The organism is Oceanicaulis sp., assembly GCF_965249665.1.
In the GTDB taxonomy this organism is placed as follows: domain Bacteria; phylum Pseudomonadota; class Alphaproteobacteria; order Caulobacterales; family Maricaulaceae; genus Oceanicaulis.
Genome location: NZ_OZ252247.1, coordinates 1,444,234 through 1,467,972 on the forward strand (window position 1 = coordinate 1,444,234; position 23,739 = coordinate 1,467,972).

The window sequence follows — 23,739 nt, forward strand, 5'->3', positions numbered from 1 at the left end:
CCTCGGCTGCGGGCGTTTTTCTCGCCTGCTCGATACGCCTTTGTGGGTGTTGAACAAAACGGCCGCTCCCGGGAGCGGCCGTTTTTCTGTGCGCCGCCTCATCACCGGAAGCTGGGTCTCATTTGCTGGCGAACGCATGCGAAAAACCCTGAAAGTCTCGCTGCGTAATCCTCGCTCAACGTCTCAGGGCGAAGTGGGCGTTTCTGCGTGTCGTGAAAATTGGATGTGTGTATACTCTTCTGGTGTAAGGAGGGTTGTAATGATCAGAGCACTTGTAATCTTTGGTATATCCGGGCTCTTGCTCACGGCATGCGCCAGTGAAGAGCACATGGCAATGATCTACGGAGAAGGCTTCGTCGCCGTGAATGAAGACGGTGAAGAAGTCATATGCCGTTATGAGAGCGCTACCGGCTCGCGGCTTGCAGAGCAGGTCTGTCGGACACGGGCGGAACTTGAAGCGGAAGAGCGCGAAACCGAACACATGCTGGATCGGCGCAATCACGGTCAGGATTTTGTCCCTCTGCCGCGACCGCCCTCAGGATTTGGCGGCCAGTAGCTGGTCCTGTAGAACCCGCGCCACACTGCACGAGAGAGGGTTTTAACGATCCTTCTCGGCGGACTTCAGGTGTCACCGAAAGCGGCGCTGAGCTGGGAGAGCTGGCTGGCGACCGGATTGTCCGCCAGTTTCTGCTCGGCTTCAAACAGGGAATCGTCAAGCCGCATCAGGCGTTCATGCAATTCACGCGCGCGCAGGGCCAGATCGCCCAAACGCGGCGGGCAGGGATCATCCCCGGCCGGCCAGCTGGGCGGGCTGAACTTGTTCGGCGACAGGCGATAGCGCTCTTCGGCGGCTTCATCGGGGTTCATATCGCCTTCTGCCACGGCGCGCTGGGTTAGCAACCAGGAGGCGCATTGCATCAGCTGAGTGGTCAGCCCCATGGATTCAGACGCATAGGCCAGCGCGCCCGATCGGCCCAGGCGCTTGGCGTCGTCACGGCCCGGCCCGTCCAGATAGCTGGCGGTTTCCTCCACGAGATCCATGCCGTCCCGAAACAGGCGACGGAACATTTCAGAATCCGCAAAATCGGAAACTCGGGCTGCTGTGTTGGCGTGAGGCGTGACCGGGGTCATATCATTATCCGTGCTGTCTCGTTACGCATCATCTCAAGACTGTATAAGAACTCTTAAGCAAGGCTGAGGCCAGACGCGCATCATGAGGCGCCAGGCGGTCTGAAAAAGGCCTCCGCAGCCGACAGGCCGGCCTTCTTGTCCTTGATCGCGCTTTCTGTCCGGGCCATTTCTTGACGTAAGGTTTCGAGCCGCTCGGTCAGCTGTTCGACACCCAGATCGCTCAAATCCTCGCCCGGGGTGATCGCCTCGGTGCGGGAGGTCAGCGGTTCATCTTGAAACATCAGCGCTCTCCTCTCTTGCAGACAAGGCGGCTGACATTAGTGCATTAACCCTTCGGAGTCCCGCTCATGGTTGAGAATTCCTCGCGCATCGTCGTCGCCCCAGAACCGGGCGGGCCAGAGAAGCTGGTCGTGAAAACCGTCACTCTGGCCCCGCCAGCGCCGGGCGAGGTGCTGATTGATGTGGTCACCGCCGGCGTAAACCGCCCCGACGTGTTTGAACGCATGGGGTTTTACCCTGCGCCTGAGGGCGCGCCGGAAGGGCTGGGGCTTGAAGTCTCCGGTACAGTCCGGGCGCTGGGCGAGGGCGTGACAGGGCTCGCCATCGGCGATCCGGTCGTCGCGCTGGTGTCTGGCGGCGGCTATGCCGATGTGACGCGCGCCAAGGCCGGAAGCGTCTTGCCTGCGCCTGAGGGAATTGCGCTGACGGAAGCCGGGGGGCTGCCGGAAACCGTCTTCACCGTCTGGACCAATGTGTTTGACGCGGGTGCGCTGAAACCCGGTGAGCGGTTTCTGGTGCATGGCGGCGCCAGCGGCATCGGTACGACGGCGATCCAGATGGCCAAGGCGCACGGGGCTTATGTGATCGCCACGGCGGGCGGCGCGGAGCGGGCGCAGTTGTGTCGCGATCTCGGTGCGGACCGCGCATTTGACTATCACGCCGAGGATTGGTCCGCCGCGATCAGCGCGGAGGGCGGCGCGGATGTGATTTTGGACATGGTCGGCGGGGATTATGTGCAGAAAAATCTCACCTGCCTGAACCGGAAAGGGCGTCTGGTGATGATCGCCTTCCTGAAAGGCAGTCGGGTCGAACTGGATTTGATGGGGCTGATGCTCAAGCGCCAGACCCTGACCGGCTCAACCTTGCGCGCTCGCCCCGATGCGGAGAAAGCTGCGATTGCTCAGGCGGTTCAGACCCATGTCTGGCCCTGGGTCGAGGCGGGCAAGGTGCGCCCGGTCATTGATTCCACCTTTGCGCTTGATGAGGTCTCCAAAGCCCATGCGCGTATGGATGCAGGCGGGCATGCGGGAAAGATCATGCTGGCTCCCTAGCGCCTGACGGCGGCGTGTCAGGGGTGTTTCCAGCGCGCGACAAGCACGCTATAAGGAGAAACACACTTTCCCTCTTCTATCGTGAACGGCGTGATGAGGGGCGGTCGACGGCGACAACCCGGCGGTCCGCGCCGGGTTTTCTTTTGTTACGTGTACGAGGACTGACATGGCCGAGATTCTCATGCCCAAGGCGACGGCGGTTTGGCTGGTGGACAATACCGCGCTGAGCTTTGAACAGATCGCCGACTTCACCGGCCTGCACCATCTTGAGGTCAAGGGCATCGCCGATGGCGACGTGGCCGCTGGCGTGCGCGGCGCGGATCCGGTCGCGTCAGGTCAGCTGGACCGTGAAGAGCTGACCAAGGCGGAAAAGGATCCGGCCTACCGCATGAGCGCGTCAAAGCCGAAATACGCCGAGTTCCAGGAACGCAAGAAAGGCCCGCGCTACACCCCGCTGTCGCGTCGGCAGAACCGTCCGGACGCCATCGCCTGGCTGGTGCGCAATCACCCCGAGCTGACCGATCCGCAAATCTCCAAGCTGATCGGCACCACCAAGACCACCATCGAAGCGGTGCGTGAGCGCACGCACTGGAATTCGCCCAATATCAAGCCGACCGACCCGGTGACGCTGGGGCTGTGCACCCAGATCGACCTGGATGCGCAGGTCTCCAAAGCGTCCGCCCGTCGCAAGCAGATGGAAGAAGATGGTCAGGTGGTCATCGAGAACGACACCCTCAAGCCCGCAGACGAGCAAGAGAGCGATTCCTCGAACGCGCCGACCACTCTGGATGAGCTCTTCGGCAAGCCCAAGGGGGAAGGCGAATAAGCCTTCAACAGCGATCGCATGAAAAAGCCCGGCTCTGAAAGCCGGGCTTTTTTCTGGGCGTCGCCAACGCGCTCAGTCTTCGTAATCTTCAGGCCGCATGGTGTAGTTGAGCGCCAGCCGGCCGCCATCAGCGTAGATGCATTCGCCGGTGACATAGCTGGCGTCCTTGCTGGCGAGGAACCAGGCGACGCCCGCGATTTCGTCCGGATCGCCCAGGCGGTTGAGCGGCGTGCGCGACAGGATGCGTTTCATCGCTTCACGGTCATCAGCCACAGCTTTGAGAATGTCGGTGTTGATCGAGCCCGGCCCGATGGCGTTCACCCGCACGCCCCACGGCGCCAGCGCCAGGGCCATGGATTTGGTCATCTGGTTGAGCGCGCCCTTGCTCATCGTATAGGCGAGCTGATCGGGCAGGGAGACCACGGCGTTCACCGAGCTCATATTGATGATGGCGTAGCGTTTGCGGCAATCCTCTGCGCGCGCCTGCTCCTCCTCGATCTGCTCGACCATTTGCTTGGAGGCGGCCTTGGCCACCAGGAAAGCGCCCCGCACATTGACCTTCATGACAGCGTCAAAATCGTCCGCTGACAGATCCATCACATCACCCTTGACCAGGGTGGCGGCGTTGTTGACCAGGATGTCCACACGGTCAAAAGCAGACCGGGTCTCCGCCATCAGATTGGCGACCGCGAGTTTGTCAGAGACGTCGCAGCTGACAAACAGCGCGCGTTCCTTGCCGGCGTTGAGGGTTTCAACCAGGGCTTCCCCGGCCTCGTCATCAATGTCGGCGACCACGACCCGCAGGCCCTCTTCGACAAAGCGCCGGGCGCAGGCTGCGCCGATGCCTTTGGCGCCGCCAGTGATGATGGCCACACGATCAGAGACCGCCATGGGGATGCTCCATTTCCAATAAATCGACGGCGATCAAACAGATGCGCGAGAGCCCTGTAAACCGCTCAGTCAGCCTTTGTGTTGAAGGCTTTAGGGCGTGGCGCCGAAGACGCGCTCATAATCCTGGGTGATTTCAGGGTCGTCGGGCGATTGCGCATAGGCGCGGGCGTACAGAGCGTGCGCCTCTTCAACCTCGCCAATCTGTTCCAGCGCTGCGGCGAGCGAATGAGTGATCGAGCCTTCGTCCGGCGCGGCTGCGGACGCGGTGCGGCAGGTGGTCAGAGCATCGGCGGCCCGTTCGGCCCGGACCAGAGCCCAGCACAGCGCGTTCAGCGCGCCCGGATCTTCAGGCTGCAGGCTTACCGCCTCACGCGCATCCTCGATCGCCAGCGTGCTCATGCCGAGCTCGACGAAGGCGGCCGACCGGCCGATCCAGGCGGACGCATAGGAGGGTTCGGCGCGCACGGCGGCGTCAAAGGCGGCGACAGCTTCTGCGGCGCGGTCGAGATCGAGATAGGCGGCGCCCGCCAGCACAGCGGTGAAGCCGTCCTCGGGAATGCGCGACAGGGCGATTTCAAGATCCGGCAATGCGTCTTCCGGCCGGTCGAGCTGCAAATAGGCGGCGGCGCGATTGCGGCGGATCAGCGGGTTGTCCACATCGCCGTCATTCGCCTCCACCAGGGCGAAAATCTGGTTATAGGCTATCAGCGCCTCTTCTGAGCGTCCGGAGGCGAGATAGGCGGCGCCGAGCCGGGTGCGCAGTTCGGCCTCTTGCGGCCAGTCGTAAAACTGCTCGGCGAGACAGGCCTGGAAGGCGGTGATGGCCGCGTCCGCTTCATTCTCGGAGAGCGCAGCGTACCCGTCCGGGCAGAGCTGCTGACGCGCGCTTTGGGCGTCAGCGGTTTGGGCGAACAGTCCCAGCATTGCAGAAATCGTCAGCAGGCGGAGAAGATGAGGCACGACCAAACCCGGGTGTCAGCAGAGAAAAAGAAAAGGGCGGACGCGGGGTCCGCCCTTTCCGGTCAGGCTAGCAGGATGTCTGATTATTGTCGTCGTTTGAGCGCTTCTATCTCTTCTTTAAGTTTAAGCTTTTGTTTTTTAAGGGTTGCGACCGCGAGGGTGTCGGTGGAGGGACTTTTCATCTGCTCGACAATCTGATGATCGAGTTTGTCGTGGCGGGCGTCCAGTTCACGAATACGCGCGTCAGTGGCCATATATGCCTCCCTTGCTCTAGGACTCACATTGAACCATCTGATAGCGCCAGATGACAATTCAAAATCGGTTGCGACATTTTATCGGAGTTAATCAGCAGTGACGGATATGACCCCAGATCGGCTTGTGGTCGGGATTTCCGGCGCATCTGGCGTGGTTTACGCCATGCGTGCGCTTGAAGCGCTGAAAACCTTGGGTGTGGAAAGTCATGTGGTGGCCTCCAAGGCGGCCGAGATGACCCTGTCCTATGAGATGGGTGAAAAGCCCAGCGTGCTGCGCGACAGCGCTGACATGCTCTACAAACAGGCCGATGTGGGCGCGCCCATCGCCTCGGGGTCGTTCAAGACCCGTGGCATGCTTATTGCGCCGTGTTCTGTGCGCACCATGAGCGAAATCGCCACGGGCGTGACGTCTTCACTGCTGACCCGCGCCGCTGACGTGGTGCTCAAGGAGCGCCGCCTTCTGGTGCTGATGGTGCGTGAAACCCCGTTCCATTTGGGACATTTGCGCACGATGACCCAGCTGGCGGAAATGGGGGCGGTCATCATGCCGCCGCTGCCCGCGTTTTATGCGCATCCCAAGAGCGTCGATGACATCGTCAACCAATCAGTGGGGCGCGCGCTTGATCTGTTCGGGCTCGACTGGGACGGCACCAAGCGCTGGGGCGAGGATCTGGAGCAGGGGCGTCGCCCGCAAGCGAAGATGGGATCAGGGGCTGAATGAGCGCATTCTGGAGCTTCTCCGTCAAACTCTATGGCAAGGACGGCGTCAAACCCGCCTGCCTGGCGCTTCAGGCGGCGGGCCTGGACGTGAATGTGGGATTGTGGATTGTCTGGACAGTAATGAACGAGCGCGATCCCGGACCGGCCCTGGGCCAGGCCGTGGAGCTGTCTGCGCTGTGGAGCGCGCGCGTGGTCAAGCCGCTGCGCACCTCGCGCGACCACCTCAAGCAACCGTTTCAGGGCGTCGAGACGGAGGCAGCGCTCGCCTTGCGCCAAAAGGTTCTGGCGGTCGAGCTCGAGGCGGAAAAGCTGGAACAGTATGCGCTTGAATCGCTGGCTCAGGCCTGTCCTGAAAATCGTGAGGAGGATCGCCGGACTCTGGTCCTGCGGCGGCTGGACGACTATGCCGCCCGCTGCGGCGCGCCGGGCCAAACTGCGACGGCCTTTGTGGAAAACATTTTCGAGACGAGCAAAAACGTGTAATATAGGCGTCCTCGAAATGAAGAGAGCGCAAGCGAGACGCTTTTTGCGCCCGAGGTCTTTTCGATAATCTACTCAGCCGGATATGACCGGCTTGCGTCTGATTGAAAGGGTCGGTCTGGACAATGGATGGCGAGTTGGACGAAACCGCGCTCAAGCGCCAGCTTGAGGATTTACAGCTTGAGCACCGGACACTGGACGAAGAAGTCTCGGCGCTGGCGGAATGCGGCGTCACCGATCAGCTCAAACTGGTCCGCCTCAAGCGTCGCAAGCTGTATCTGAAAGACGAAATCTATCGTCTGGAGGATATTCTCAATCCCGACATCATCGCCTAGACGCGCCTTGCTGGCGCTTTAGCTGACGGCGCGATCCTTGGCGGCCTGCTTGTGCGCATACATGGCCGCATCCGCCGCCGCGATGGCGTCTTCCACGGCAATGCCGGATGAGAGCGGTTGCACGCCCCAGGCTGCGCCCAAGGTCAGTTTTTGCCCTTTATGGGTGATGGCGCTGTCCGAAATCGCTTTTGAGAGATCGCGCGCCTTCTCCTTGGCGGCGCTTTCGGGCGTCAAGGTCAACACGATGCCGAATTCGTCGCCGCCCAGCCGTCCGACGGCATCGGTTTCACGCACATGATCGGTGATCAGGGTGGCGACCTGTTCCAGCGCAGCGTCGCCTGCGGCGTGACCATGCTGATCATTGATCTGTTTGAAGCCGTTGAGATCGAGATAGATCAGGCTGGAGGGCGCGTCATGGCGCTCCGCCAGCGACAGAGCCTTTGAAACTTCACGCAAAAAAGCGCGTCGGTTCAGGACTGGCAGAAAAGCGTCCCGATCCGCCAGGCTTTCCAGTTCGCGCATGCGCCCGCGCAGGGCTTCGGTCTCACGCCGGAGCTGGTCGACTTCGCCCATCAGGGACAAGAGGGCGCGCTGGACATTGGGCGTCAGCTCGGCTTCCGGCACGCCCATGATGGAGGCGCTGTCACTCGGCGCGCTCGTCCCCCGCGGCGCAGCCTCGCTGCGCCGGGTCTCCTCGCGGCGACCCACAGGGCCGGCGCCAGCGAGCGGACCGCCGGATCGTATTCGCATGTCGCGGGCTCCATAGTACGGGTCGTTCAGCCTAAGCCTCGGCGCGTGTGGTAAAAAAACCGTTCATTCCTGAATGGGCGAACAGAGTTTCAATCGGGCCGGGATCAGCTGTCGGGGCGCCTCAACCCAAGGTCATTGCACCCGACCGAGACACGGGCTGTTTGCACGACAGATCGCCTCATTTCAGAATATCTTGAAGTTTTCAGACGGTTCATTTATTTCAGGCTCTCCTGAAGTGTTTGAGCCAGTGAAAGCGGAGAGCGTGCGTGTCTGATGTCCAAACGGGGGATTTGCCCAATCTGGCGCGTGAGTGCGTCGCGCCGATCAAGACGGATCTTCTGGCGCCGCGCGGGCGTGTCACCCACAAGCCGCGCATCTTGCTGATGTATGGCTCGCTTCGGGCGCGCTCTTTCAGCCGGCTGGCGGTCGAGGAGGCGGGGCGACTGCTCGCGCTGTTCGGCGCCGAAACCCGTATTTTTCATGCGCACGGTTTGCCCTTGCCCGACGACGCCGGGGCGGACCATCCCAAAGTGGCGGAGCTGCGAGACCTCGTGACCTGGTCTGAGGGCATGGTCTGGTGCAGCCCGGAGCGCCATGGCGCAATGACAGCGGTGATGAAGGCGCAGATTGACTGGATTCCGCTATCGCTGGGGGCCGTGCGTCCGACCCAGGGTAAAACGCTGGCGTTGATGCAGGTGTCAGGCGGATCGCAGAGCTTTAACACCCTCAACCAGATGCGGGTTCTGGGCCGGTGGATGCGGATGATCACCATCCCCAACCAGTCCTCGATCCCCAAGGCGTTCCTGGAGTTTGACGAGGCGGGCCGGATGAAACCCTCAGCCCTGTATGACCGGATCGTGGATGTCATGGAGGAGCTGGTGAAGTTCACCTGGCTGACCCGCGAAACCGCGGACTATCTCGTCGACAGATACTCCGAGCGCAAGGAAACCGCTCAGGAATTGATGGCGCGCGTGAACCAGGCCGCGCTCTGAATACAGTGCAGTCTTGGGTTTTGCTTGACCGAAAGCGCGCCACAGTTAAGTTGACGTGCTTTCCAATCGCCTGTCAGGCAAGGCTATTATGAGCGAAAGCAATTCGAGCGGCGCACAGGCTGCTCCCATCTCTATCATCATGGGTTCGCGTTCGGACTGGCCGACCATGAAGGCCGGCGCCGAGCTTCTGGATCAGCTGGGCGCGTCGTATGAGACCAAAGTGGTCTCGGCGCACCGGACGCCGGACCGTCTGGTGGAGTTTTCCAAGTCTGCAGCCGATCGCGGCGTGAAAGTGATCATCGCGGGCGCGGGCGGCGCCGCGCATCTGCCGGGCATGGTGGCGTCGATGACGCATTTGCCGGTGCTGGGCGTGCCGGTGCAATCGCGCGCCCTGTCCGGCCTCGACTCGCTTCTGTCGATTGTGCAAATGCCTGGCGGCGTGCCGGTGGGGACGCTGGCCATCGGTGAGGCGGGCGCCAAGAACGCCGCCATCATGGCCGCCTCTATCGTAGGTCTGTCTGATGCGGCGCTTATGGAGCGTCTGAAAGCCTACCGGGCGTCGCTGACAGAGTCGGTGGCCGAAACCGTCGAGGACTGACCATGACTGACGCGCTCGCGCCTTGCGCCCGGATCGGCATTCTGGGCGGCGGCCAGCTGGGCCGCATGCTGGCGCTGTCTGCGGCGCGGCTGGGTCTTGATGTGGTGATCTTTGATCCAGAACCTGACTGCCCGGCAAGCCGGGTCGCCGTGGAGACGATCACCGCCGCCTATGACGATCTGGACGCTGTGGCGCGCTTCGCCGCCAGCGTCGACGCCGTCACTTATGAATTTGAGAACGTGCCCGCCGCCACCGCAGCGGCGGCCGCCGAGCATGCGCCCCTGCGTCCGGGGGCGATGGCGCTGGACGTCGCTCAGGACCGACTGACGGAAAAAACCTTCCTGAATGCGCATGGGGCCAAGACCGTGGCGTTTCGCGCTGTGGACAGCCTTGAGGCGCTACACGCGGCGATTTCAGAGCTGGGCCTGCCGGCCATTCTGAAAACCCGTCGCTTTGGCTATGACGGCAAGGGTCAGGCCGTGATCCGCCAGATGTCGGACGCGGAAGAGGCGTTCGCCGCCATGAACGGCCAGCCCGCTATTCTGGAAGCCTTTGCAGATTTCACGATGGAGCTGTCCATCATCGCCGCCCGCGGGCTCGATGGAGCGGTCGCGGCTTACCCGCTGTCGGAAAACCGGCATTCAGACGGCATTTTGCGCGAAAGTTTCGCCCCCGCTGCTATCAGCGAGGACGTGTCGCGCCAGGCTGTCGCCATGGCCGCCAGCGTGCTCGAGGCGCTCGAATATGTGGGCGTGATGGGGATGGAGCTGTTCGCGCTCAAAGACGGAACGCTTCTGGTCAACGAGATCGCGCCGCGCGTGCACAATACCGGTCACTGGACCCAGGACGCCTGTCATGTCTGCCAGTTTGAACAGCATATTCGCGCTGTCGCGGGCTGGCCGCTGGGCGAGACGGCGCCGCATTCGTCTGCGCAGATGATCAATCTGATCGGTCATGACGCGGACGGATGGGAAGACTGGCTCGTCAACCGCAAGGCGGTGCTGCATCTCTATGGCAAGCGCGAAACCCGCGAGGGCCGCAAAATGGGCCATGTGAACGTGCTGGGGCCGCTCTAACGCCTCTGTCCCGGCGATCGCAGGGCAAGAGCAGTTATGTCTTACTTCGCCCGCCGCATCCCGTAACGCAGATCACCCATCATCGCGGTGAAGTCCGGCAAATTCTTGGTCAGCTTTCTGACCTGACCCTTCACCTTCTCGAACTGCATGACATTGTCGATGCGGCGGTCGAGGAAGTCGGCCGTCTTGGTGCGGTCCTCGCTGTCGTCTTCCAGCCAGATGGCGAAGGTCGAGGCGTAGACGCCTGAGAGAATCGCCCGTTTGGAATAGAAGTTTCCGTCCGTGCTGGTATCGCCAATGGCGCTCCAGATCATGTGCGAGGTCGCCCAGACCAGCCGCGCGCCGCGATCCAGTCCGTCAGGCAGCAGCAGGCGCGCGCGCGCCCGAGCGGCGGCTTCTTCCTCACCCTCATACTGGGCCAACCGCACAAGCACACCCTGACTGACCTTGTCGCGAATGCGATTGGCGGGATTGGCTTCGATCTCGGCGCGCGCCCGGGCGTCACAGCGCCGCGTCCAGGTCTCGATCACGTCGAGAATCCCTGCGGGGCAATAGAGTTGCACCTCGCCTTCGCTCAAACCGGCGTCCCTGGCGGCCTGGGCGAGCGTGGCCTCGCTCCAGCCGTCAAAGGCGGCGTTCGGCAAGGCGGCGTCCACCAGGGCTTCGCGGGCGGCCTGGGCGCGGGAGGGGGCGGAGTTTTGTGCTTTTGCGGTCATGATGGTATATCTAGTGCGCTCGAAGCCTGTCGTCACGGGGCGTTTCGCCGCGCTCTGTGCTGGACAGGGGCTTTCAGACCCGGTATATCGCCCGCCTCTGTTGGAAGCGATCCGGCGCGGACGGTGGAGCCACGCGGCTCTTTGTGTTCGCGTGAGCTATACCTTTCAAAGTCCGGAGCGGGCTTTGAGCACCTATTCGAAGGGAGAGACTACCATCGTTCAGATCGTCGTGCGCGATAACAACGTTGAGCAAGCGCTCAAAGCGTTGAAAAAGAAGATGCAGCGGGAAGGTACTTTCCGCGAGATGAAGCGCCGCAACCATTACGAAAAGCCGTCTGAGAAAAAAGCGCGCCAAAAAGCGGAAGCGATCCGTCGCGCCCGCAAGCTGGCTCGCAAGCGCGCCCAACGTGAGGGCCTGCTGCCCAAGCGTGGCGGCGGTGCTCGCCGCTAGGACGCTGCGCCGGGCTTAACCGCTCCAAAGCAGACACGAAAAACCCCGTACGTTTCGCGTACGGGGTTTTGCTGTATCTGAGCCTGTATGAGAGGCAGGGTACAGCCTGAGCGTTTCCGCTCAGGCTTTTTTCTTGCCGCCCATCTTCAGGAGCTTGCGCACGGAGTCCGCATTGGCGTGGCCAAGCGCGCCCTGACGGAACACCGCTGCGGCGCCCCACAACACCAGGACCGTGGTCGCCACCATCAGCGCGCACGCCGCTGCGAGCTCCCAGAAGGGCGGATCGGTGGGCAGGCGCGCCATCATCACAAACGGCGTCCACAAGGGCACCCAGGAGCCGATCTGGATCACCATGGAATCAAGCGCATTGATCGAAAACACGATGATCAGCATGGGCAGCATCAGGATCCAGATCACCGGCCCCATGAGCGTCTGGGCGTCCTGCAGCGTGTCGCACAGCGAGCCCATGGCCAGAAAGATCGCGCCATACATCAGATAGCCGCAGGTGAAGAAGAACAGACCCGCTAGCAACAGGCCCGGATCAAACACGGACGTCAGAAGCTCCAGAAGGTCAGGGTCGATCGAGGCGAGGGCCGAGCCTCCGAGCGTGCTCAAACCGACGCCCACCCCGCCCCAGACGGCGAACAGCGTCACAGACACCCCCGCCACGCCCAGAAGCTTGCCCAGAAGGATGTCTTCAAGTCGTGCGGTGGAGAGCAGCAGCTCGATGATCTTGCCGCCCTTCTCCTCGATCATGGAGGTGAGCAGCATGTTGGCGACCGAGAACACCGCCATCCACAAGATGAAGGCGAGGCCGAGCGCCACAAAGAACGGCGCGCGATCGGCAAAGGTCACTTCTTCTTCCACGCCCGCATCGCTGCTGACATCCAGGCTGGTGACCAGAGGCCGGATATCGAGGATGGCGTTGATTTCGTCCGGGTCGAGCCCTTCGCTGACCAGGGCCTCCTCGCGCATATTGGCGCGCAAAATGTTGCGCACATCGGTGCGAAGATCATTGTTGGTCAGGTTGGCCGACAGATACACCAGCTCCAGCCCTTGCTCGGGATGAGGGCGGATAAAGAAGGCCGCGAACAGGGATTTCGGCCCTTCAGGCGTGTCCACGGTCTCATCGCCGGACACATAGGCGCGCAGCGCCTCAAGCGTTTGCGCTGGCGGGTCGACCTGCACGGCCTTGGTGCGGCCTGCGTCCAGCGCGCTGGCGGCGTCTGACAGCCCCACTGACTGCAAGGCGTCCTCGGCCCGGCTGACCCCGTCCGGGTCTTCGTCGAAAATGGCCAGGGCCTGGGCCGCCGCGTCATCGCCGCCCATGCCGCGGGCCATCATCTCGATGGCGCTGCGCACGCGCTCACGTTGTTCTTCAAACCGGGTCTGTTCGATCAGACGGTCGAGCCCCTGGCCTGTTTCGTCGATGACGGTGAAATAGCGCACCGGTTGGGATGACTGGATCAGGGCCGGGGTCAGCCCGCCAATGGCGGCGAAGATCGGCACCGCCAAGAGCGACAGCCAGAAGCCCCAGGTGGCGACATAAGACAGGTATTCGCGGCGGGCGATCAGGTAAGCAGCGCGCATGATCAGGCCTCTTCGCTGACGGTTTCGACCGCATCCTCGCCCACCAGGGCGACGAAGGCGTCGTGAAGATGGGGGCGGCGGGGCTCGAACCGGGTCAGCGGCACACCCGCCTGCACGCAGGCGCGCAGCACGTCCTGCGCGTCCACGCCGGTCTTGAGCGTCAGGTGCAGGTTGATGGCGCCGTCGGGATCGCTCTCAAGCGTCTCCACCTCACCCAGATCAGCGATGACTGAGGCGAGATCAGACCCCGCAGCAGCGCCCAGGGTCACCTGCCGCGGCACCCGGGCGAGGGCTTCGTCCACCCGGCCATCGAACACCTTCTCTCCGCGCGCCATCAGAATGATCCGGTCACACAGGCGTTCGGCGTGCTCCATCACATGGGTGGAGAACAGAACGGTGCGCCCGGCTTCGGCCTGCTCACGGATGACCTGTTCGAGCATGGCCTGGTTCACTGGGTCGAGGCCCGAGAACGGCTCGTCGAGAATGATGAAATCGGGCTCGTGGATGATCGCGGAGATGATCTGGATCTTCTGGGCCATGCCCTTGGAGAGTTCCTTGATCTTCTTTGCCGCCGCGTCCTTGAGGCCAAAGCGTTCCAGATAGACCAGCGCCCGGTGGCGGGCCTCGCCGGCGGACAGGCCTTTCAGGCGTGCGAAGAACACGATCACGGCTTCGGCGGTCATCTTGCGATAGACGCCGCGCTCTTCGGGCAAAAAGCCCACCCGGTCCATGCTCATCGTGTTGGGGGCGCCGCCAAATAGCGTCACCTTGCCTTGATCGGGCGTAATCACGCCCAGCGACATGCGCAGCGTGGTGGTCTTGCCGGCTCCGTTCGGACCCAGAAAGCCGGTGATGTCGCCTTTGCGGGCCTTGAATGACACATTGCGCACGGCGGGCTTGCCGGCGAAGGTCTTGCTCAGGCCGTCCACCTCCAGGGCGTATTCAGTCATCAGATTGGATGCTCCCGAAACACATTTCCTCAAGGTTTAGGATGATGCGCAGGGGTAATCCAGCTATGAATACGGCAAGTGAATCGTACGCGATGGTGTCGCGCAGGATGGAGTGAACCATGGCAGACCGAGTTTTCCCGTTGGATTTTGCGACTCTGGTCCCGGATACGAGGCCCCGGCGCTGGCTGGTGCTGCCGTCGGAGTTCGAAGCGGTCGCCTCGCCAGACCAGGACAGTCCGGTCTTTGAGCAAACGCCAGAGGCGGTGCTGGATGCGTTCAAAGCCGTCGCTCTGGCTGCGCCGCGCGTCACCCTGGTGCGCGAAGAAGCGGGACAGATCGAGCTGGTGCAGCGCTCGAAACTCTTTCGTTTCCCCGATTACATCACGGTTCAGGCGTTCGAGGCGCAAGGCGGCGCCGCGCTCGCGATCTATTCCCGCGCCGTGATCGGCTATTCCGATATGGGCGTGAACCGCAAACGCATCAGAGCCTGGCTTGAAAGCCTTAAGGCCGCGCTGGCCTAGGCGGTCGGCAGGGCGAAATACAACAGATCGAGCGAGGGCGGCTCGGCCACGCCCAGCTGCCGCAGAATATGGGTCGCCTGTCCGCGATGATGGGTCTGGTGATTAAACAGATGGGTCAACACCACGCCCAGCGGCAAGGCTTTGGCTTCGCCGCGCGTATTGACGTAGTCCAGCGTATCCCCCAGCTGATCAGCGCGCACTTCGGACGCATAATCCATCAGCCGCTTGTCCTCGACCTCGCGCGCCTCGCGCAGCTCTGAAAACTGGTCAAACAGAACGGCGTCCAGCCGGTCGGGCGCGTCGCCTTCGCCAGTGAGGCGTTTGAGCCAGATCCGGTCCGCTGTGAGCATATGATTGAGCGTGCCGTGCAGGCTGGTGAAATAGGCTTTCACATCCCGTTTGCGCTCAAAATCATTGAGCGCCGTGGCCGCGTCATAAAGCCGTGCGTTCGCCCAGGTATTGTACGCCGCCATGCGGGAGGGGTGGCTGTAAAGCATTGCTCTATGACGTCACTTCTGCAGACGGCCCATCAGGATGCGGCCAGGGAGCCTAAGTGTAAGCAGGCTGCTCCACTTGGGGCCAGAGCGCTTTCAGGCCTCTGACCTAGCACTTTGTTATTGATGGATCATCGCCCTGTAAAGACGAACCATCGGCGCATGGACACGCGCGATCAGGCCGCCACAGCCTCGCCGGCATAGTTGAAGCTGGCGAATTTCGGGCTTTTCGGCAGATAGTCCGCCCTCATGTCCGTGATGGAGAACCCCGCCGCTTCAATCAGCGCATCCGGGCGCCGGGTCAGATGACAACCGCCGCCAATGGGCTTCCACACCGGTTCGATGATCTTTTGCCAGCGCTGCACGCCGGGATCGGGCGCGAGGCCGTGCTCGGAGAATAACAAGCGCCCGCCCGGCTTCAGAACCCGCCGCATCTGCGCCAGGGCCGCGTCCACATCGGGGATGGTGCAAGCGGTATAGGTGAGCACCACGGTATCCACGCTGTCATCATCAAGCGGAATCTCTTCGCCCGGCAGATCAATCAGCTCGACCTCGACCGGGCAGGCCGCGATGGCTGCGGCGGCCTTGCGGCGCATGCCGATCGAGGGTTCCAGCGCGAAGACGCGGCTGACCTTGCCCGGATCATAAAACTCCAGATTCGGACCGGCGCCGAAGCCGACCTCCAGTACGCGCCCCTCAGCCTTCGGGACCAGAAGCGAGCGTTGTTTCATGATCTGCGGCGCACCGCAGGCGCAGCCGATCAGATGGGGCAGGATGTGGGTTTCATAAAAAGACATGAGAGGAAGGCTAGCGCGCTTTCGAAAGCGTGGAAACGCGGCCTTTCGTCAGCTCGGGTCTCGCATCCTCACGCGGCAGGACCGTGTCAATGACGCTCATTTCCGGGGCGGCGGAAGACGGCCCGCCCAGACAGGCGCAGCTCTCGGCGAAGAAGCGGATATGCTGGTTGAAGACGGCCTGGGTGTAGATGCCGAAATGGTTCGCCCCTTTCACAAGCGCTGCATATTTGGTCGACACGGCCGCATCATAGAGACGCCGTCCACGCCCTTGCGGGATGATCCGGTCCTGATCGCCGTGAATCCACAGCAGGGGCGAGGTCACCCGGCCGATCTGGCGGATGGAATCATAGCGTTCGCGAAAGAGGGCGCGCGGCAAAAGCCAGACCGTGCGTGAGCGGACAAATTCACGAAAGCTGTCATAGGGCGCATGAAGGATCAGCCCGCCCACGGGCCGTGCGGCGGCCAGCTGCACTGCGGTGCCCGAGCCCAGGCTCTCGCCATAAACCACGATCCGGCCCGGCTCGATCCCCTCGGCCACCAACGCGTCAAAGGCGTGGATGGCGTCCGCCACGTTCGCCGGTTCGCTGGGGCGCCCCGTAGAGCCGTTAAAGCCGCGATGGGCGAGCGCGCTCAGCCCCCAGCCCGATGCGATGAACAGACGAAAGAACCGCGCGCGCCGCCACAGCGCCCGGCGATTACCGTGCAGGTAAAGAATATGGGGCAGGGCGTTATGCTCGGCCTCGGCGCGCCAGATCACCAGCTTTTGACGGTCAGGCGTGTCCAGCTCGGTCTCGCGCGTGCGTTCCAGCCCGCAGTCTGACGGGTGGATGCGCGTCGGGTCGGTGAAATAAAGCATGCGGCGCTGGGCGACGAACAGGATCAGCCACAGGACATACACAGAGAGAAGAACCAGCGCGCCATAGCGCAGCCAGTCCGGCGCAAGCGTCCAGACTTCCCAGGCCCTGCCACAGGCTTGGGCTAGCCCCTGTAAAGCGGCGTCCATCCCCGTCACGCCTGTCCCCCTTGGCGTTTGCCTTAGAAAGGCGGAGGGAGGGGGCAGAGTCCAGCCTCAAGCGACAGAGCCGCGGGGAAATCAGGTCCGTGCGGCGCGGATGCCGCACCTGCGCCGGACGCAAAACGCCCCGCCGCGGAAGTCCGGGCGGGGCGTTTGAGCCGAGACAGGTAATGGCTTTAGTCGAGCGCCTTGACGATGCTTTCGCTCATCTTTTTGGCGTCGCCCAGCAACATCATGGTGTTGTCACGGTAAAACAGCGGGTTCTCGATGCCGGCATAGCCCGACGCCAGCGAGCGTTTGACGAAAAACACGGTTTTCGCCTTCCAAACCTGCAGCACCGGCATGCCGTAGATCGGGCTTGAGGGATCATCCTCGGCGGCGGGGTTGGTGACGTCATTGGCCCCGATCACGAAAGCCACGTCAGCGGTCGCAAATTCCGAGTTGATGTCCTCAAGCTCGAACACCTCGTCATAGGGCACCTGGGCTTCCGCCAGCAGCACGTTCATATGCCCCGGCATACGGCCCGCCACCGGGTGGATGGCGTAGGAGACATCCACGCCTTCTTCCTTGAGCGTGTCCGCCATTTCCTTCAGCGCATGCTGGGCCTGGGCCACGGCCATGCCGTAACCGGGCACGATGATGACCTTGCCGGCGTTTTTCATGATGAAGGCCGCGTCATCCGCCGAGCCTTGCTTGACCGAGCGGTCCACATCGGACGCCGCAGCAGCGGCCGTCGCGTCGGCCCCGAAGCCCCCGAGGATCACCGAGATGAAGGAGCGGTTCATGCCCTTGCACATGATGTAGGACAGGATCGCGCCCGAGCTGCCCACCAGCGCGCCGGTGATCAGAAGGGCGGTGTTCTCCAGCGTGAAGCCGAGCGCCGCCGCCGCCCAACCCGAATAGGAGTTGAGCATGGAGACCACCACCGGCATGTCCGCGCCGCCGATCGGGATGATCAGCAAGACGCCCAGCACCAGCGCCAGCACGGTGATGATCCAGAACGCGATCTTGGCGTCCCCGCCCGATGCGGTCAGGAAGGTGATGAACACGGCGATGGCGATGCCGAGGGCGAGATTGAGCCAGTGCTGGCCCTTGAAGACGATGGGCGCGCCGCTCATCAGGCCCTGAAGCTTCATGAACGCGATGACCGAGCCTGAGAAGGTGATGGCGCCAATGCCGACGCCCAGCGACAGCTCCACGAGGGACAGGCCCTTGAGCTTGCCGGTGGCGGTGGCGATGTTAAACGCCTCGGGCTCATAGAGCGCGGCGGCCGCCACGAGCACGGCGCACAGTCCCACCAGCGAGTGAAACCCCGCCACCAGCTGGGGCATGTCCGTCATGGGGATGCGGCGGGCGATCACCGCGCCGATGCCGCCGCCAATGGCGACTGCGCCCAGGATCAGAAGGAGGCCCAGCCCGTCGAGCTGGACGTAGAACAGGCTGGTGCCGATGGCGATCGCCATGCCGGCCATGCCCAGATAATTGCCCTGACGGGCGGTTTCCGGGCTCGACAGGCCCCGCAGGGCCAGGATGAACAGAATGCCCGAAGCCATGTAGAGAAGTGCGGCGAGATTGGCTGACATGTCTTAGCCCTCCGCCTTCGGTTTGACCGCCGGCTTTTCTTTTTTCTTGTACATGGCGAGCATGCGCTGTGTGACCAGAAAGCCGCCGAAGATATTGATGCTGGCGAGGATCACGGCGAGCACGCCAACGCCTTTGGAGAACTGGCCGGCCTGATCCATGGCCGTGGCGCCCGCTGCGATCAGCGCGCCGACAATGATCACCGAGGAGATGGCGTTGGTCACGCTCATCAAAGGCGTGTGCAGGGCCGGGGTCACCGACCAGACGACATAATAACCCACGAAAACGGCGAGGATGAAAATCGCCAGGCGAAAGACAATCGGATCAACGGCTTCCATATCAGGCTCCGTATGCGAGGGCGGTCAGGGAATGAGGGGCGAGGCGGGGGGCGAGCGTATCCATCAGGCGCTGCCGCTCAGGCTGGGATGGATGATTGCGCCGTCCTTGGTCAGCGCCATGCCGATAATGACTTCATCCTCCCAATGAGGGGCGAAGCCGCCATCGTCGCCCACCAGAAGCGGGAAGAGATTGACGAGGTTCTTGGCCAGAAGCTGGCTTGAATCCGCCGCCAGGCGTGCGGGCAGATTGGTGAAGCCGGCGATCTTCACGCCGTTATGCTCGGCCACTTTATCAGGTTCGCTCAGCTCGCAATTGCCGCCAGCGCCCGCCGCGATGTCGATGATCACCGAGCCCGGGCGCATGGCCTCGACCATCGCCTTTGTGATCAGGCGCGGCGCCGGGCGGCCCGGAATGAGGGCCGTGGTGATGACTATGTCCTGCTTGGCGATGTGGCTGGCGACGAGCTCGGCCTGCTTGGCCTTGTAAGCGTCGCTCATTTCCTTGGCGTAGCCGCCAGCGGTTTCCGCTTCCTTGAACTCATCATCCTCGACGGCGATGAATTTTGCGCCCAGCGAGGCCACCTGTTCCTTGGCGGCGGGACGCACATCGGTCGCTGACACCACAGCGCCCAGACGCCGCGCGGTGGCGATGGCCTGAAGCCCGGCAACGCCCGCGCCCATGACGAACGCCTTGGCCGGGGCGATGGTGCCGGCCGCCGTCATCATCATGGGAAAGGCGCGGCCATAAAGCTCGGCCGCCTCGATGACGGCGCGATAGCCTGAGAGGTTGGATTGGCTCGACAGCGCGTCCATGGATTGCGCGCGAGTGATTCGCGGGGTGTATTCCATGGCCAGGGCGTTGACCTTGGCGTCAGCGCAGGCTTGGGCGAAATCGGTCGCGCCATGCGGTTCCAGAAGGCCGATGACCAGCGCGCCGTTCTTGAGGCGCTTGAGGGTCTCGTCATCCGGGCGACGCACGCAAAACAGCGCGTCTGCGCCCTTCACCGCGGCGGCGCGGGTGGCGAGTGTCGCGCCGGCGGCTTCATAAGCAGCGTCGGTATAGGCGGCGCGCTCGCCAGCCCCTTTCTGAACCGTGACCTCGGCTCCGGCCTTGATCAGCGCTTTGACGCTGTCAGGCGTGGCGGCGACCCGGGATTCCCCATCCCGGGTTTCGGCGAGTACGGCGATATGCATGCAAAGACCCCGTCGTCCGGTCGTTAACGTTATGCGCAGTCTGCGACAAACGTCTAAGTCCGGAAAGGGGTTAATTTGTCTTGTACGGACAAAATCTCATCAACACGCAGTGAAGCGCTTGTGAGAATGAGGCCGTGTCTAGTTCAGAAGCGAGACGAGGCCGCCCGTAATAAAGCCGATGATCGCGAGCACCACCAGGGTCGCCCAATAGCCAGCGCCTTGTTTCAGGAACACACCGCCCAGACCGCCGACGATGGCGGAGACGAACATGGCGGTCAGCCAGTGAAAATGGGCGCCAAAGACAAGGATCACGCACAGCAGGGTGACGGTCAAAACCAGGGTGGAATACACCGACACGCTGATAAAGCCGTCAAAGGAGGCTTTATGCTCGGAGATATCCATCTCTCCACGGGTGTATTCTTCAGCCATGATCATCCTCATCTGAAAAAGTAGTCCTGTCATCGCGCATGTATCACGCTCCTCGGCTCTCGCCAAGACACCCAAGCGGCTAGGCGGGTCTGCGCGCCCATCCTTCGATCAGTGCGTCGAGCGCTGCGGTCACCGCCAGCGGGGCGTCCAGGATCAGATGGTGCTGGGTGTTCGGTATGCTGACAAAGGGCGATCGGGCGAAAGTCGCTTGCATGTAGTCCCAGGTCTCCGCCCCCATCAGCACGGAGTTTTCGCCGCGGATAAACGCCAGCGGGCATTTGAGATTGGCCGCAGCCGCTTCCGGATCGCGACGCTGATAGGTGAGCTTCGCCCAGAGATCGGGATCAAACAGCCATGTATAGCCCTCATCGACCGCTTTCAGACTGCCGCGGGCGATATGGTCGATGATCCAAAGATTGTCGCAATCCTGCTCGGGCAGCAGCCGGAAACGCGCCAGCGCGGCAGTCAGATCCGAATAAACCCGGCCGCCGCGCCGCGGCGGGCTGCCTTCGCGTTGTTTTTCAGGTTTGCGGATGGGGCTGTCGAGAATGATCGCCGCCTCCAGCTGATCGCCCAGCTGTGTTGCGGCCTGAAGCGTGACGAAACCGCCAAAGGAATGCCCGATCATGATCGGCTTTCCGGCCTCGAAAGCGCCGCCGGCCTTAGCTGCAACCAGCATGTCTTTGGCGTGGTCCTCCATGGTGTAGACGTCGCGCCAACCGCTTTCGCCCATGCCTGACAGATCTGCGGCGACGACGCGGCGTCCGCCGCTCTCTTTCGCCAGAAACGGCCCCATGGCGTCCCACCAGCCCTTATGGGCGGTGCCGCCATGCACCAGCAGCACGCCGGGCTTGCCGCGTTCGCCCCAGGCTTTCCAGGCGAGGGAGACGCCGTCGCGGTCCGCCATGCCGGTTTCAACTTGGGTTTCCAGCGCGGATGTGAACCAGCCCGGCGCGGTCACAGGCTGGCCGTCAAACGGGGCGAGGGGCGGGGGTAAGCGGTCAGCTTTGGTCATGATCGGACCTTGGGACTCTTATACTTAGGAGCTTCAGGGGTAGACCGCGCAGGGCCAACCCGTCAAACGTCAGAGTCTGAGCAAGGGTTTAAGAACAGACTAACCCTCTATTTACCCTAACAATTTCTGAGTCGGCTCTACACCTCATCTTTACGCCGGGTGTCCCATAAAGGGTCACACAACAGGTGGGAGGGCGGTTTGGGCCGACACGGGGAAAACCTCGGTCGGCCCGCACAAGAACCGCCCCGATAAATAAGCGACCGAAAAGGCGTGGGTGTGATGGCCAAGACCGTACTGATTGTCGATGACGATCCGACTCAGCGCCGCCTGATGCAGGCGGTTCTGGAAAAACAGGGGCATCTGGCGGAGACCGCCGAAGATGGGGAGGCTGGCCTTGAGCGCGTCAAGCGCGGCGGGGTGGATGTGGTCATGCTCGACATGGTCATGCCCGGCATGGACGGCATTGAGACGCTGGAAGCGATCAAGGCGCGCAATCCTGATCTGCCCGTCATCGTCCTTACCGCCCATGGCGGTATTGAAACCGTGGTGAAAGCCATGCGGGCGGGGGCTGTGGACTTCTTTGTGAAGCCCGCAAGTCCTGAACGCATCGCGGTGTCGATCCGAAACGCCCTGAAGGTCAAGGATTTGTCCGGCGAAGTCAGTCGTCTGAAAAAGAAAACCTCCGGCGCGCTGGGCTTTAACGACATGATCGCCGGCGCCCCGTCCATGCGCCAGGTGGTGCGGCTGGGCGAACGTGCGGCCAAGTCCAACATTCCGATCCTCGTCACCGGGGAAAGCGGCGTGGGCAAGGAGCTGGTGGCGCGCGCCATTGCGGCGGGCTCAGACCGGGCGGGCCGTCCCTTTGTGGCGGTCAATTGCGGCGCGATCCCTGAAAACCTCGTGGAATCCACCCTCTTTGGTCATGAAAAAGGCTCGTTCACGGGCGCTGTGGCCAAGCATTTGGGGAAATTCCAGGAAGCCGATGGCGGCACGCTGTTCCTTGATGAAATCGGCGAATTGCCGCTCGACATGCAGGTGAAGCTGCTGCGCGCCCTTCAGGAAGGCGAGGTGGACCCGGTGGGCTCCAAGCGCCCGGTGAAGGTGGATGTGCGCATTGTGTCGGCGACCAACCGCGATCTCGCCGAACAGGTGAAGACCGGCGCCTTCCGCGAAGACCTGTTTTACCGGTTGAACGTGTTCCCGATCGAAGTGCCGTCGCTGAAAGAGCGGACCGAAGACATTCCGGCTCTGGTGCGCCATTTCATTGCGCGCTTCAACGCCCAGGAAGGCAAGTCCGTGCTCGACGCCACGGCGGAGACCATGCACATGCTGTCCAGCCATCACTGGAAAGGCAATGTGCGCCAGCTGGAAAACGCGGTGTTCCGGGCCGTGGTTCTGTCAGACACCGATTATCTGACCGAAGAGGACTTCCCGCAGATCTCCGGTCTCGCGCCGACCTTGCGCGACGCGCCCGCCGCGCCGCCCGCGACAGTCCAGGCCGTACCGGCCGCTGCGCCAAGCTTGCCGGCCGACACGTTTGAAGGCGCTGCCGCCCATGCGTCTGAGGACGAGCATCTCCCGGTGGACATCATGGATGAAGGCGGACATCTGCGGTCGCTGGAAAGCATTGAACGCGATCTGATCGCGTTTGCCATAGAGACCTATTCGGGCCGCATGGCCGAGGTCGCCCGGCGTCTGGGCGTGGGCCGTTCCACGCTGTATCGCAAGGTGCGCGAATATGATCTCGACGTGGATAATTTCCGCGAAGCGGGCTGATCCCCGCATGCAGTCTTGACCTTTAACCCCGGCGAGCGCTCTGCTCGTCGGGGTTTTCTTATGGGGCCCAGACCAGCTCGAAGCGTTCGCAAACCACGTCGAGATCGTCGGAAAATTCAAAGCCCTCACGCGCGGCTTCGCGCTGCCAGAATTTGCGGTGTTCTGTAATCCAGTACGCATAGGACCGATCACCCTCGCCTTCATCCCAGGCGAATTGCGCGTCCACTTGGTGGATGGGCATGACGTCGACGCGCGTCGTGCGTGTGACGCAGGCCGGGGCGCCGCGCCCGTCTGTGATCAGCCACAAATCGCCGGGTTTGGGCAGTCCTAGCGGGTCATCCTCGAACCAAAGCGCCAGGCTGGCGGTGGCTTGTTTGGTGCGGCTCAGCACCAGAGCGAGCAGCTCATCCATCATCTCCGGGCTGTCGCCAAAGGCGTCCACGCCGCGTAGCGGGCCCTGGCGTCCGGTCTCGTCTTGAAACTGCGCCCAGAGTGCAGCCTGTTCAGCGGTCAGGTGAAGGGTCATGG

At 62.6% G+C, this 23,739-nt stretch carries 30 protein-coding genes; 12 read left to right on the forward strand and 18 right to left on the reverse strand.

The annotated features are described in order from the left end of the window. Positions 1-328: 328 nt before the first annotated feature. A complete protein-coding gene (locus ACP154_RS06890; RefSeq protein WP_424993774.1) occupies positions 329-556 on the forward strand; it encodes a hypothetical protein in 228 nt (75 codons plus the stop codon). A 65-nt stretch (positions 557-621) separates the two neighbouring features. On the opposite strand, the gene ACP154_RS06895 is transcribed toward ACP154_RS06890, so the two are convergent. Together ACP154_RS06895 and ACP154_RS06900 are read right to left on the reverse strand one after the other, a co-directional pair. Further along, positions 622-1,131, reverse strand: coding sequence for a DUF1465 family protein (locus ACP154_RS06895; RefSeq protein ID WP_421860546.1), 510 nt, complete (start codon positions 1,129-1,131; stop codon positions 622-624). A gap of 80 nt (positions 1,132-1,211) precedes the next feature. After that, positions 1,212-1,412 carry a DUF1192 domain-containing protein gene (locus ACP154_RS06900; protein ID WP_107712279.1) on the reverse strand — a complete coding sequence of 67 codons (201 nt, stop codon included), beginning with the start codon at positions 1,410-1,412 and terminating at the stop codon, positions 1,212-1,214. A gap of 66 nt (positions 1,413-1,478) precedes the next feature. On the opposite strand from ACP154_RS06900, the gene ACP154_RS06905 reads away from it, so the two are divergent. Together ACP154_RS06905 and ACP154_RS06910 are read left to right on the forward strand one after the other, a co-directional pair. After that, a complete protein-coding gene (locus tag ACP154_RS06905) occupies positions 1,479-2,462 on the forward strand; it encodes an NAD(P)H-quinone oxidoreductase (RefSeq protein ID WP_421860544.1) in 984 nt (327 codons plus the stop codon). Positions 2,463-2,628: 166 nt separating this feature from the next. Then, complete coding sequence (locus ACP154_RS06910; protein ID WP_107712281.1) at positions 2,629-3,288, forward strand: cell cycle transcriptional regulator TrcR; 660 nt, start codon at positions 2,629-2,631, stop codon at positions 3,286-3,288. A 72-nt stretch (positions 3,289-3,360) separates the two neighbouring features. Here the strand turns inward: ACP154_RS06910 and ACP154_RS06915 are convergent, their stop codons facing one another. The 3 genes from ACP154_RS06915 to ACP154_RS06925 form a co-directional block, all read right to left on the reverse strand. Beyond that, a complete protein-coding gene (locus ACP154_RS06915) occupies positions 3,361-4,179 on the reverse strand; it encodes an SDR family oxidoreductase (RefSeq protein WP_107712282.1) in 819 nt (272 codons plus the stop codon). A 90-nt stretch (positions 4,180-4,269) separates the two neighbouring features. Beyond that, on the reverse strand, positions 4,270-5,139 hold the full coding sequence (locus ACP154_RS06920) for a tetratricopeptide repeat protein (protein ID WP_421860541.1): 870 nt from the start codon (positions 5,137-5,139) through the stop codon (positions 4,270-4,272). An 83-nt stretch (positions 5,140-5,222) separates the two neighbouring features. Then, a complete protein-coding gene (locus ACP154_RS06925) occupies positions 5,223-5,393 on the reverse strand; it encodes a DUF465 domain-containing protein (RefSeq protein ID WP_107712284.1) in 171 nt (56 codons plus the stop codon). Between the two features lie 106 nt (positions 5,394-5,499). Between ACP154_RS06925 and ACP154_RS06930 the strand changes: the two genes are divergently transcribed. The 3 genes from ACP154_RS06930 (at position 5,500) to ACP154_RS06940 (ending at position 6,928) form a co-directional block, all read left to right on the forward strand. Then, the gene (locus ACP154_RS06930; RefSeq protein WP_421860538.1) at positions 5,500-6,114 is read left to right on the forward strand and encodes a UbiX family flavin prenyltransferase; all 615 of its coding nucleotides are present in this window, start codon (positions 5,500-5,502) and stop codon (positions 6,112-6,114) included. Further along, positions 6,111-6,596 carry a TIGR02444 family protein gene (locus tag ACP154_RS06935; protein WP_421860535.1) on the forward strand — a complete coding sequence of 162 codons (486 nt, stop codon included), beginning with the start codon at positions 6,111-6,113 and terminating at the stop codon, positions 6,594-6,596. The genes ACP154_RS06930 and ACP154_RS06935 overlap by 4 nt, the downstream gene beginning before the upstream one ends. Positions 6,597-6,718: 122 nt before the next feature. Further along, on the forward strand, positions 6,719-6,928 hold the full coding sequence (locus ACP154_RS06940) for a YdcH family protein (RefSeq protein ID WP_199235504.1): 210 nt from the start codon (positions 6,719-6,721) through the stop codon (positions 6,926-6,928). An 18-nt stretch (positions 6,929-6,946) separates the two neighbouring features. Here ACP154_RS06940 and ACP154_RS06945 read toward each other — a convergent pair whose 3' ends face one another. Beyond that, a complete protein-coding gene (locus ACP154_RS06945; protein WP_421860533.1) occupies positions 6,947-7,678 on the reverse strand; it encodes a GGDEF domain-containing protein in 732 nt (243 codons plus the stop codon). A gap of 266 nt (positions 7,679-7,944) precedes the next feature. Here ACP154_RS06945 and arsH point away from each other — a divergent pair, with 266 nt between their 5' ends. The 3 genes from arsH to ACP154_RS06960 all read left to right on the forward strand — a co-directional run bounded on the left by arsH (position 7,945) and on the right by ACP154_RS06960 (position 10,344). Then, positions 7,945-8,670, forward strand: coding sequence for an arsenical resistance protein ArsH (gene arsH, locus ACP154_RS06950; RefSeq protein WP_421860530.1), 726 nt, complete (start codon positions 7,945-7,947; stop codon positions 8,668-8,670). Positions 8,671-8,758: 88 nt separating this feature from the next. After that, positions 8,759-9,268 (forward strand): 5-(carboxyamino)imidazole ribonucleotide mutase, encoded by a 510-nt coding sequence (gene purE, locus ACP154_RS06955; protein ID WP_421860528.1) that lies wholly within the window; start codon positions 8,759-8,761, stop codon positions 9,266-9,268. 2 nt (positions 9,269-9,270) lie between these two features. Next, positions 9,271-10,344 (forward strand): 5-(carboxyamino)imidazole ribonucleotide synthase, encoded by a 1,074-nt coding sequence (locus ACP154_RS06960; protein ID WP_421860525.1) that lies wholly within the window; start codon positions 9,271-9,273, stop codon positions 10,342-10,344. Positions 10,345-10,385: 41 nt separating this feature from the next. Here ACP154_RS06960 and ACP154_RS06965 read toward each other — a convergent pair whose 3' ends face one another. Continuing rightward, positions 10,386-11,060: a COQ9 family protein gene (locus tag ACP154_RS06965; RefSeq protein WP_421860523.1), complete on the reverse strand. Its 675-nt coding sequence runs from the start codon at positions 11,058-11,060 to the stop codon at positions 10,386-10,388. Positions 11,061-11,244: 184 nt separating this feature from the next. Between ACP154_RS06965 and rpsU the strand changes: the two genes are divergently transcribed. Next, entirely contained in the window at positions 11,245-11,511 is a 267-nt protein-coding gene (rpsU, locus tag ACP154_RS06970) for a 30S ribosomal protein S21 (protein ID WP_107712290.1), read from the forward strand. Between the two features lie 120 nt (positions 11,512-11,631). Here rpsU and ACP154_RS06975 read toward each other — a convergent pair whose 3' ends face one another. Both ACP154_RS06975 and ACP154_RS06980 read right to left on the reverse strand, forming a co-directional pair. Beyond that, on the reverse strand, positions 11,632-13,101 hold the full coding sequence (locus tag ACP154_RS06975) for an ABC transporter permease (RefSeq protein WP_107712291.1): 1,470 nt from the start codon (positions 13,099-13,101) through the stop codon (positions 11,632-11,634). Positions 13,102-13,103: 2 nt separating this feature from the next. Then, positions 13,104-14,051, reverse strand: a complete 948-nt coding sequence (locus ACP154_RS06980; protein WP_421860520.1) for an ABC transporter ATP-binding protein — start codon at positions 14,049-14,051, stop codon at positions 13,104-13,106. A gap of 119 nt (positions 14,052-14,170) precedes the next feature. On the opposite strand from ACP154_RS06980, the gene ACP154_RS06985 reads away from it, so the two are divergent. Continuing rightward, complete coding sequence (locus tag ACP154_RS06985) at positions 14,171-14,572, forward strand: DUF1499 domain-containing protein (RefSeq protein WP_421860517.1); 402 nt, start codon at positions 14,171-14,173, stop codon at positions 14,570-14,572. Here ACP154_RS06985 and ACP154_RS06990 read toward each other — a convergent pair. The 8 genes from ACP154_RS06990 to ACP154_RS07025 form a co-directional block, all read right to left on the reverse strand. After that, positions 14,569-15,069 (reverse strand): DinB family protein, encoded by a 501-nt coding sequence (locus ACP154_RS06990; RefSeq protein WP_424993775.1) that lies wholly within the window; start codon positions 15,067-15,069, stop codon positions 14,569-14,571. The two genes, ACP154_RS06985 and ACP154_RS06990, sit on opposite strands and share 4 nt — an antisense overlap. Positions 15,070-15,242: 173 nt before the next feature. After that, the gene (locus ACP154_RS06995) at positions 15,243-15,863 is read right to left on the reverse strand and encodes a class I SAM-dependent methyltransferase (RefSeq protein ID WP_421860511.1); all 621 of its coding nucleotides are present in this window, start codon (positions 15,861-15,863) and stop codon (positions 15,243-15,245) included. A 10-nt stretch (positions 15,864-15,873) separates the two neighbouring features. Continuing rightward, entirely contained in the window at positions 15,874-16,866 is a 993-nt protein-coding gene (locus ACP154_RS07000; protein ID WP_421860508.1) for an alpha/beta hydrolase, read from the reverse strand. Positions 16,867-17,054: 188 nt separating this feature from the next. After that, positions 17,055-18,461: an NAD(P)(+) transhydrogenase (Re/Si-specific) subunit beta gene (locus ACP154_RS07005; protein WP_107712297.1), complete on the reverse strand. Its 1,407-nt coding sequence runs from the start codon at positions 18,459-18,461 to the stop codon at positions 17,055-17,057. Positions 18,462-18,464: 3 nt separating this feature from the next. Then, a complete protein-coding gene (locus tag ACP154_RS07010; protein WP_421860506.1) occupies positions 18,465-18,797 on the reverse strand; it encodes an NAD(P) transhydrogenase subunit alpha in 333 nt (110 codons plus the stop codon). Between the two features lie 63 nt (positions 18,798-18,860). After that, positions 18,861-19,991 (reverse strand): Re/Si-specific NAD(P)(+) transhydrogenase subunit alpha, encoded by a 1,131-nt coding sequence (locus ACP154_RS07015; protein WP_421860503.1) that lies wholly within the window; start codon positions 19,989-19,991, stop codon positions 18,861-18,863. A gap of 138 nt (positions 19,992-20,129) precedes the next feature. After that, a complete protein-coding gene (locus tag ACP154_RS07020; protein ID WP_133724689.1) occupies positions 20,130-20,420 on the reverse strand; it encodes an aa3-type cytochrome c oxidase subunit IV in 291 nt (96 codons plus the stop codon). Positions 20,421-20,499: 79 nt separating this feature from the next. Next, positions 20,500-21,435, reverse strand: coding sequence for an alpha/beta fold hydrolase (locus ACP154_RS07025; RefSeq protein WP_421860500.1), 936 nt, complete (start codon positions 21,433-21,435; stop codon positions 20,500-20,502). A 279-nt stretch (positions 21,436-21,714) separates the two neighbouring features. On the opposite strand from ACP154_RS07025, the gene ACP154_RS07030 reads away from it, so the two are divergent. Then, positions 21,715-23,211: a sigma 54-interacting transcriptional regulator gene (locus ACP154_RS07030; protein WP_421860497.1), complete on the forward strand. Its 1,497-nt coding sequence runs from the start codon at positions 21,715-21,717 to the stop codon at positions 23,209-23,211. A 58-nt stretch (positions 23,212-23,269) separates the two neighbouring features. Here ACP154_RS07030 and ACP154_RS07035 read toward each other — a convergent pair whose 3' ends face one another. Continuing rightward, positions 23,270-23,737: an ASCH domain-containing protein gene (locus tag ACP154_RS07035; RefSeq protein ID WP_421860494.1), complete on the reverse strand. Its 468-nt coding sequence runs from the start codon at positions 23,735-23,737 to the stop codon at positions 23,270-23,272. Positions 23,738-23,739 lie beyond the last annotated feature (2 nt).

Excerpts from the sequence above, each read along its gene's own strand:
- purE (WP_421860528.1), top strand. The coding sequence starts at position 8,759 with ATGAGCGAAAGCAATTCGAGCGGCGCACAGGCTGCTCCCATCTCTATC.
- ACP154_RS06990 (WP_424993775.1), bottom strand. The coding sequence starts at position 15,069 with ATGCTTTACAGCCACCCCTCCCGCATGGCGGCGTACAATACCTGGGCG.
- ACP154_RS06925 (WP_107712284.1), bottom strand. The coding sequence starts at position 5,393 with ATGGCCACTGACGCGCGTATTCGTGAACTGGACGCCCGCCACGACAAA.
- ACP154_RS06980 (WP_421860520.1), bottom strand. The coding sequence starts at position 14,051 with ATGACTGAATACGCCCTGGAGGTGGACGGCCTGAGCAAGACCTTCGCC.
- ACP154_RS07030 (WP_421860497.1), top strand. The coding sequence starts at position 21,715 with ATGGCCAAGACCGTACTGATTGTCGATGACGATCCGACTCAGCGCCGC.
- ACP154_RS06935 (WP_421860535.1), top strand. The coding sequence starts at position 6,111 with ATGAGCGCATTCTGGAGCTTCTCCGTCAAACTCTATGGCAAGGACGGC.
- ACP154_RS07035 (WP_421860494.1), bottom strand. The coding sequence starts at position 23,737 with ATGACCCTTCACCTGACCGCTGAACAGGCTGCACTCTGGGCGCAGTTT.
- ACP154_RS06965 (WP_421860523.1), bottom strand. The coding sequence starts at position 11,060 with ATGACCGCAAAAGCACAAAACTCCGCCCCCTCCCGCGCCCAGGCCGCC.
- ACP154_RS06890 (WP_424993774.1), top strand. The coding sequence starts at position 329 with ATGGCAATGATCTACGGAGAAGGCTTCGTCGCCGTGAATGAAGACGGT.
- ACP154_RS06940 (WP_199235504.1), top strand. The coding sequence starts at position 6,719 with ATGGATGGCGAGTTGGACGAAACCGCGCTCAAGCGCCAGCTTGAGGAT.
- ACP154_RS06945 (WP_421860533.1), bottom strand. The coding sequence starts at position 7,678 with ATGCGAATACGATCCGGCGGTCCGCTCGCTGGCGCCGGCCCTGTGGGT.
- ACP154_RS06910 (WP_107712281.1), top strand. The coding sequence starts at position 2,629 with ATGGCCGAGATTCTCATGCCCAAGGCGACGGCGGTTTGGCTGGTGGAC.
- ACP154_RS06905 (WP_421860544.1), top strand. The coding sequence starts at position 1,479 with ATGGTTGAGAATTCCTCGCGCATCGTCGTCGCCCCAGAACCGGGCGGG.
- ACP154_RS06975 (WP_107712291.1), bottom strand. The coding sequence starts at position 13,101 with ATGCGCGCTGCTTACCTGATCGCCCGCCGCGAATACCTGTCTTATGTC.
- ACP154_RS06930 (WP_421860538.1), top strand. The coding sequence starts at position 5,500 with ATGACCCCAGATCGGCTTGTGGTCGGGATTTCCGGCGCATCTGGCGTG.
- ACP154_RS06960 (WP_421860525.1), top strand. The coding sequence starts at position 9,271 with ATGACTGACGCGCTCGCGCCTTGCGCCCGGATCGGCATTCTGGGCGGC.
- ACP154_RS07025 (WP_421860500.1), bottom strand. The coding sequence starts at position 21,435 with ATGACCAAAGCTGACCGCTTACCCCCGCCCCTCGCCCCGTTTGACGGC.
- ACP154_RS06895 (WP_421860546.1), bottom strand. The coding sequence starts at position 1,131 with ATGACCCCGGTCACGCCTCACGCCAACACAGCAGCCCGAGTTTCCGAT.
- ACP154_RS07015 (WP_421860503.1), bottom strand. The coding sequence starts at position 19,991 with ATGCATATCGCCGTACTCGCCGAAACCCGGGATGGGGAATCCCGGGTC.
- ACP154_RS06995 (WP_421860511.1), bottom strand. The coding sequence starts at position 15,863 with ATGTCTTTTTATGAAACCCACATCCTGCCCCATCTGATCGGCTGCGCC.
- ACP154_RS07020 (WP_133724689.1), bottom strand. The coding sequence starts at position 20,420 with ATGGCTGAAGAATACACCCGTGGAGAGATGGATATCTCCGAGCATAAA.
- ACP154_RS06915 (WP_107712282.1), bottom strand. The coding sequence starts at position 4,179 with ATGGCGGTCTCTGATCGTGTGGCCATCATCACTGGCGGCGCCAAAGGC.
- ACP154_RS06900 (WP_107712279.1), bottom strand. The coding sequence starts at position 1,412 with ATGTTTCAAGATGAACCGCTGACCTCCCGCACCGAGGCGATCACCCCG.
- ACP154_RS07005 (WP_107712297.1), bottom strand. The coding sequence starts at position 18,461 with ATGTCAGCCAATCTCGCCGCACTTCTCTACATGGCTTCGGGCATTCTG.
- ACP154_RS07010 (WP_421860506.1), bottom strand. The coding sequence starts at position 18,797 with ATGGAAGCCGTTGATCCGATTGTCTTTCGCCTGGCGATTTTCATCCTC.
- ACP154_RS06985 (WP_421860517.1), top strand. The coding sequence starts at position 14,171 with ATGGCAGACCGAGTTTTCCCGTTGGATTTTGCGACTCTGGTCCCGGAT.
- ACP154_RS07000 (WP_421860508.1), bottom strand. The coding sequence starts at position 16,866 with ATGGACGCCGCTTTACAGGGGCTAGCCCAAGCCTGTGGCAGGGCCTGG.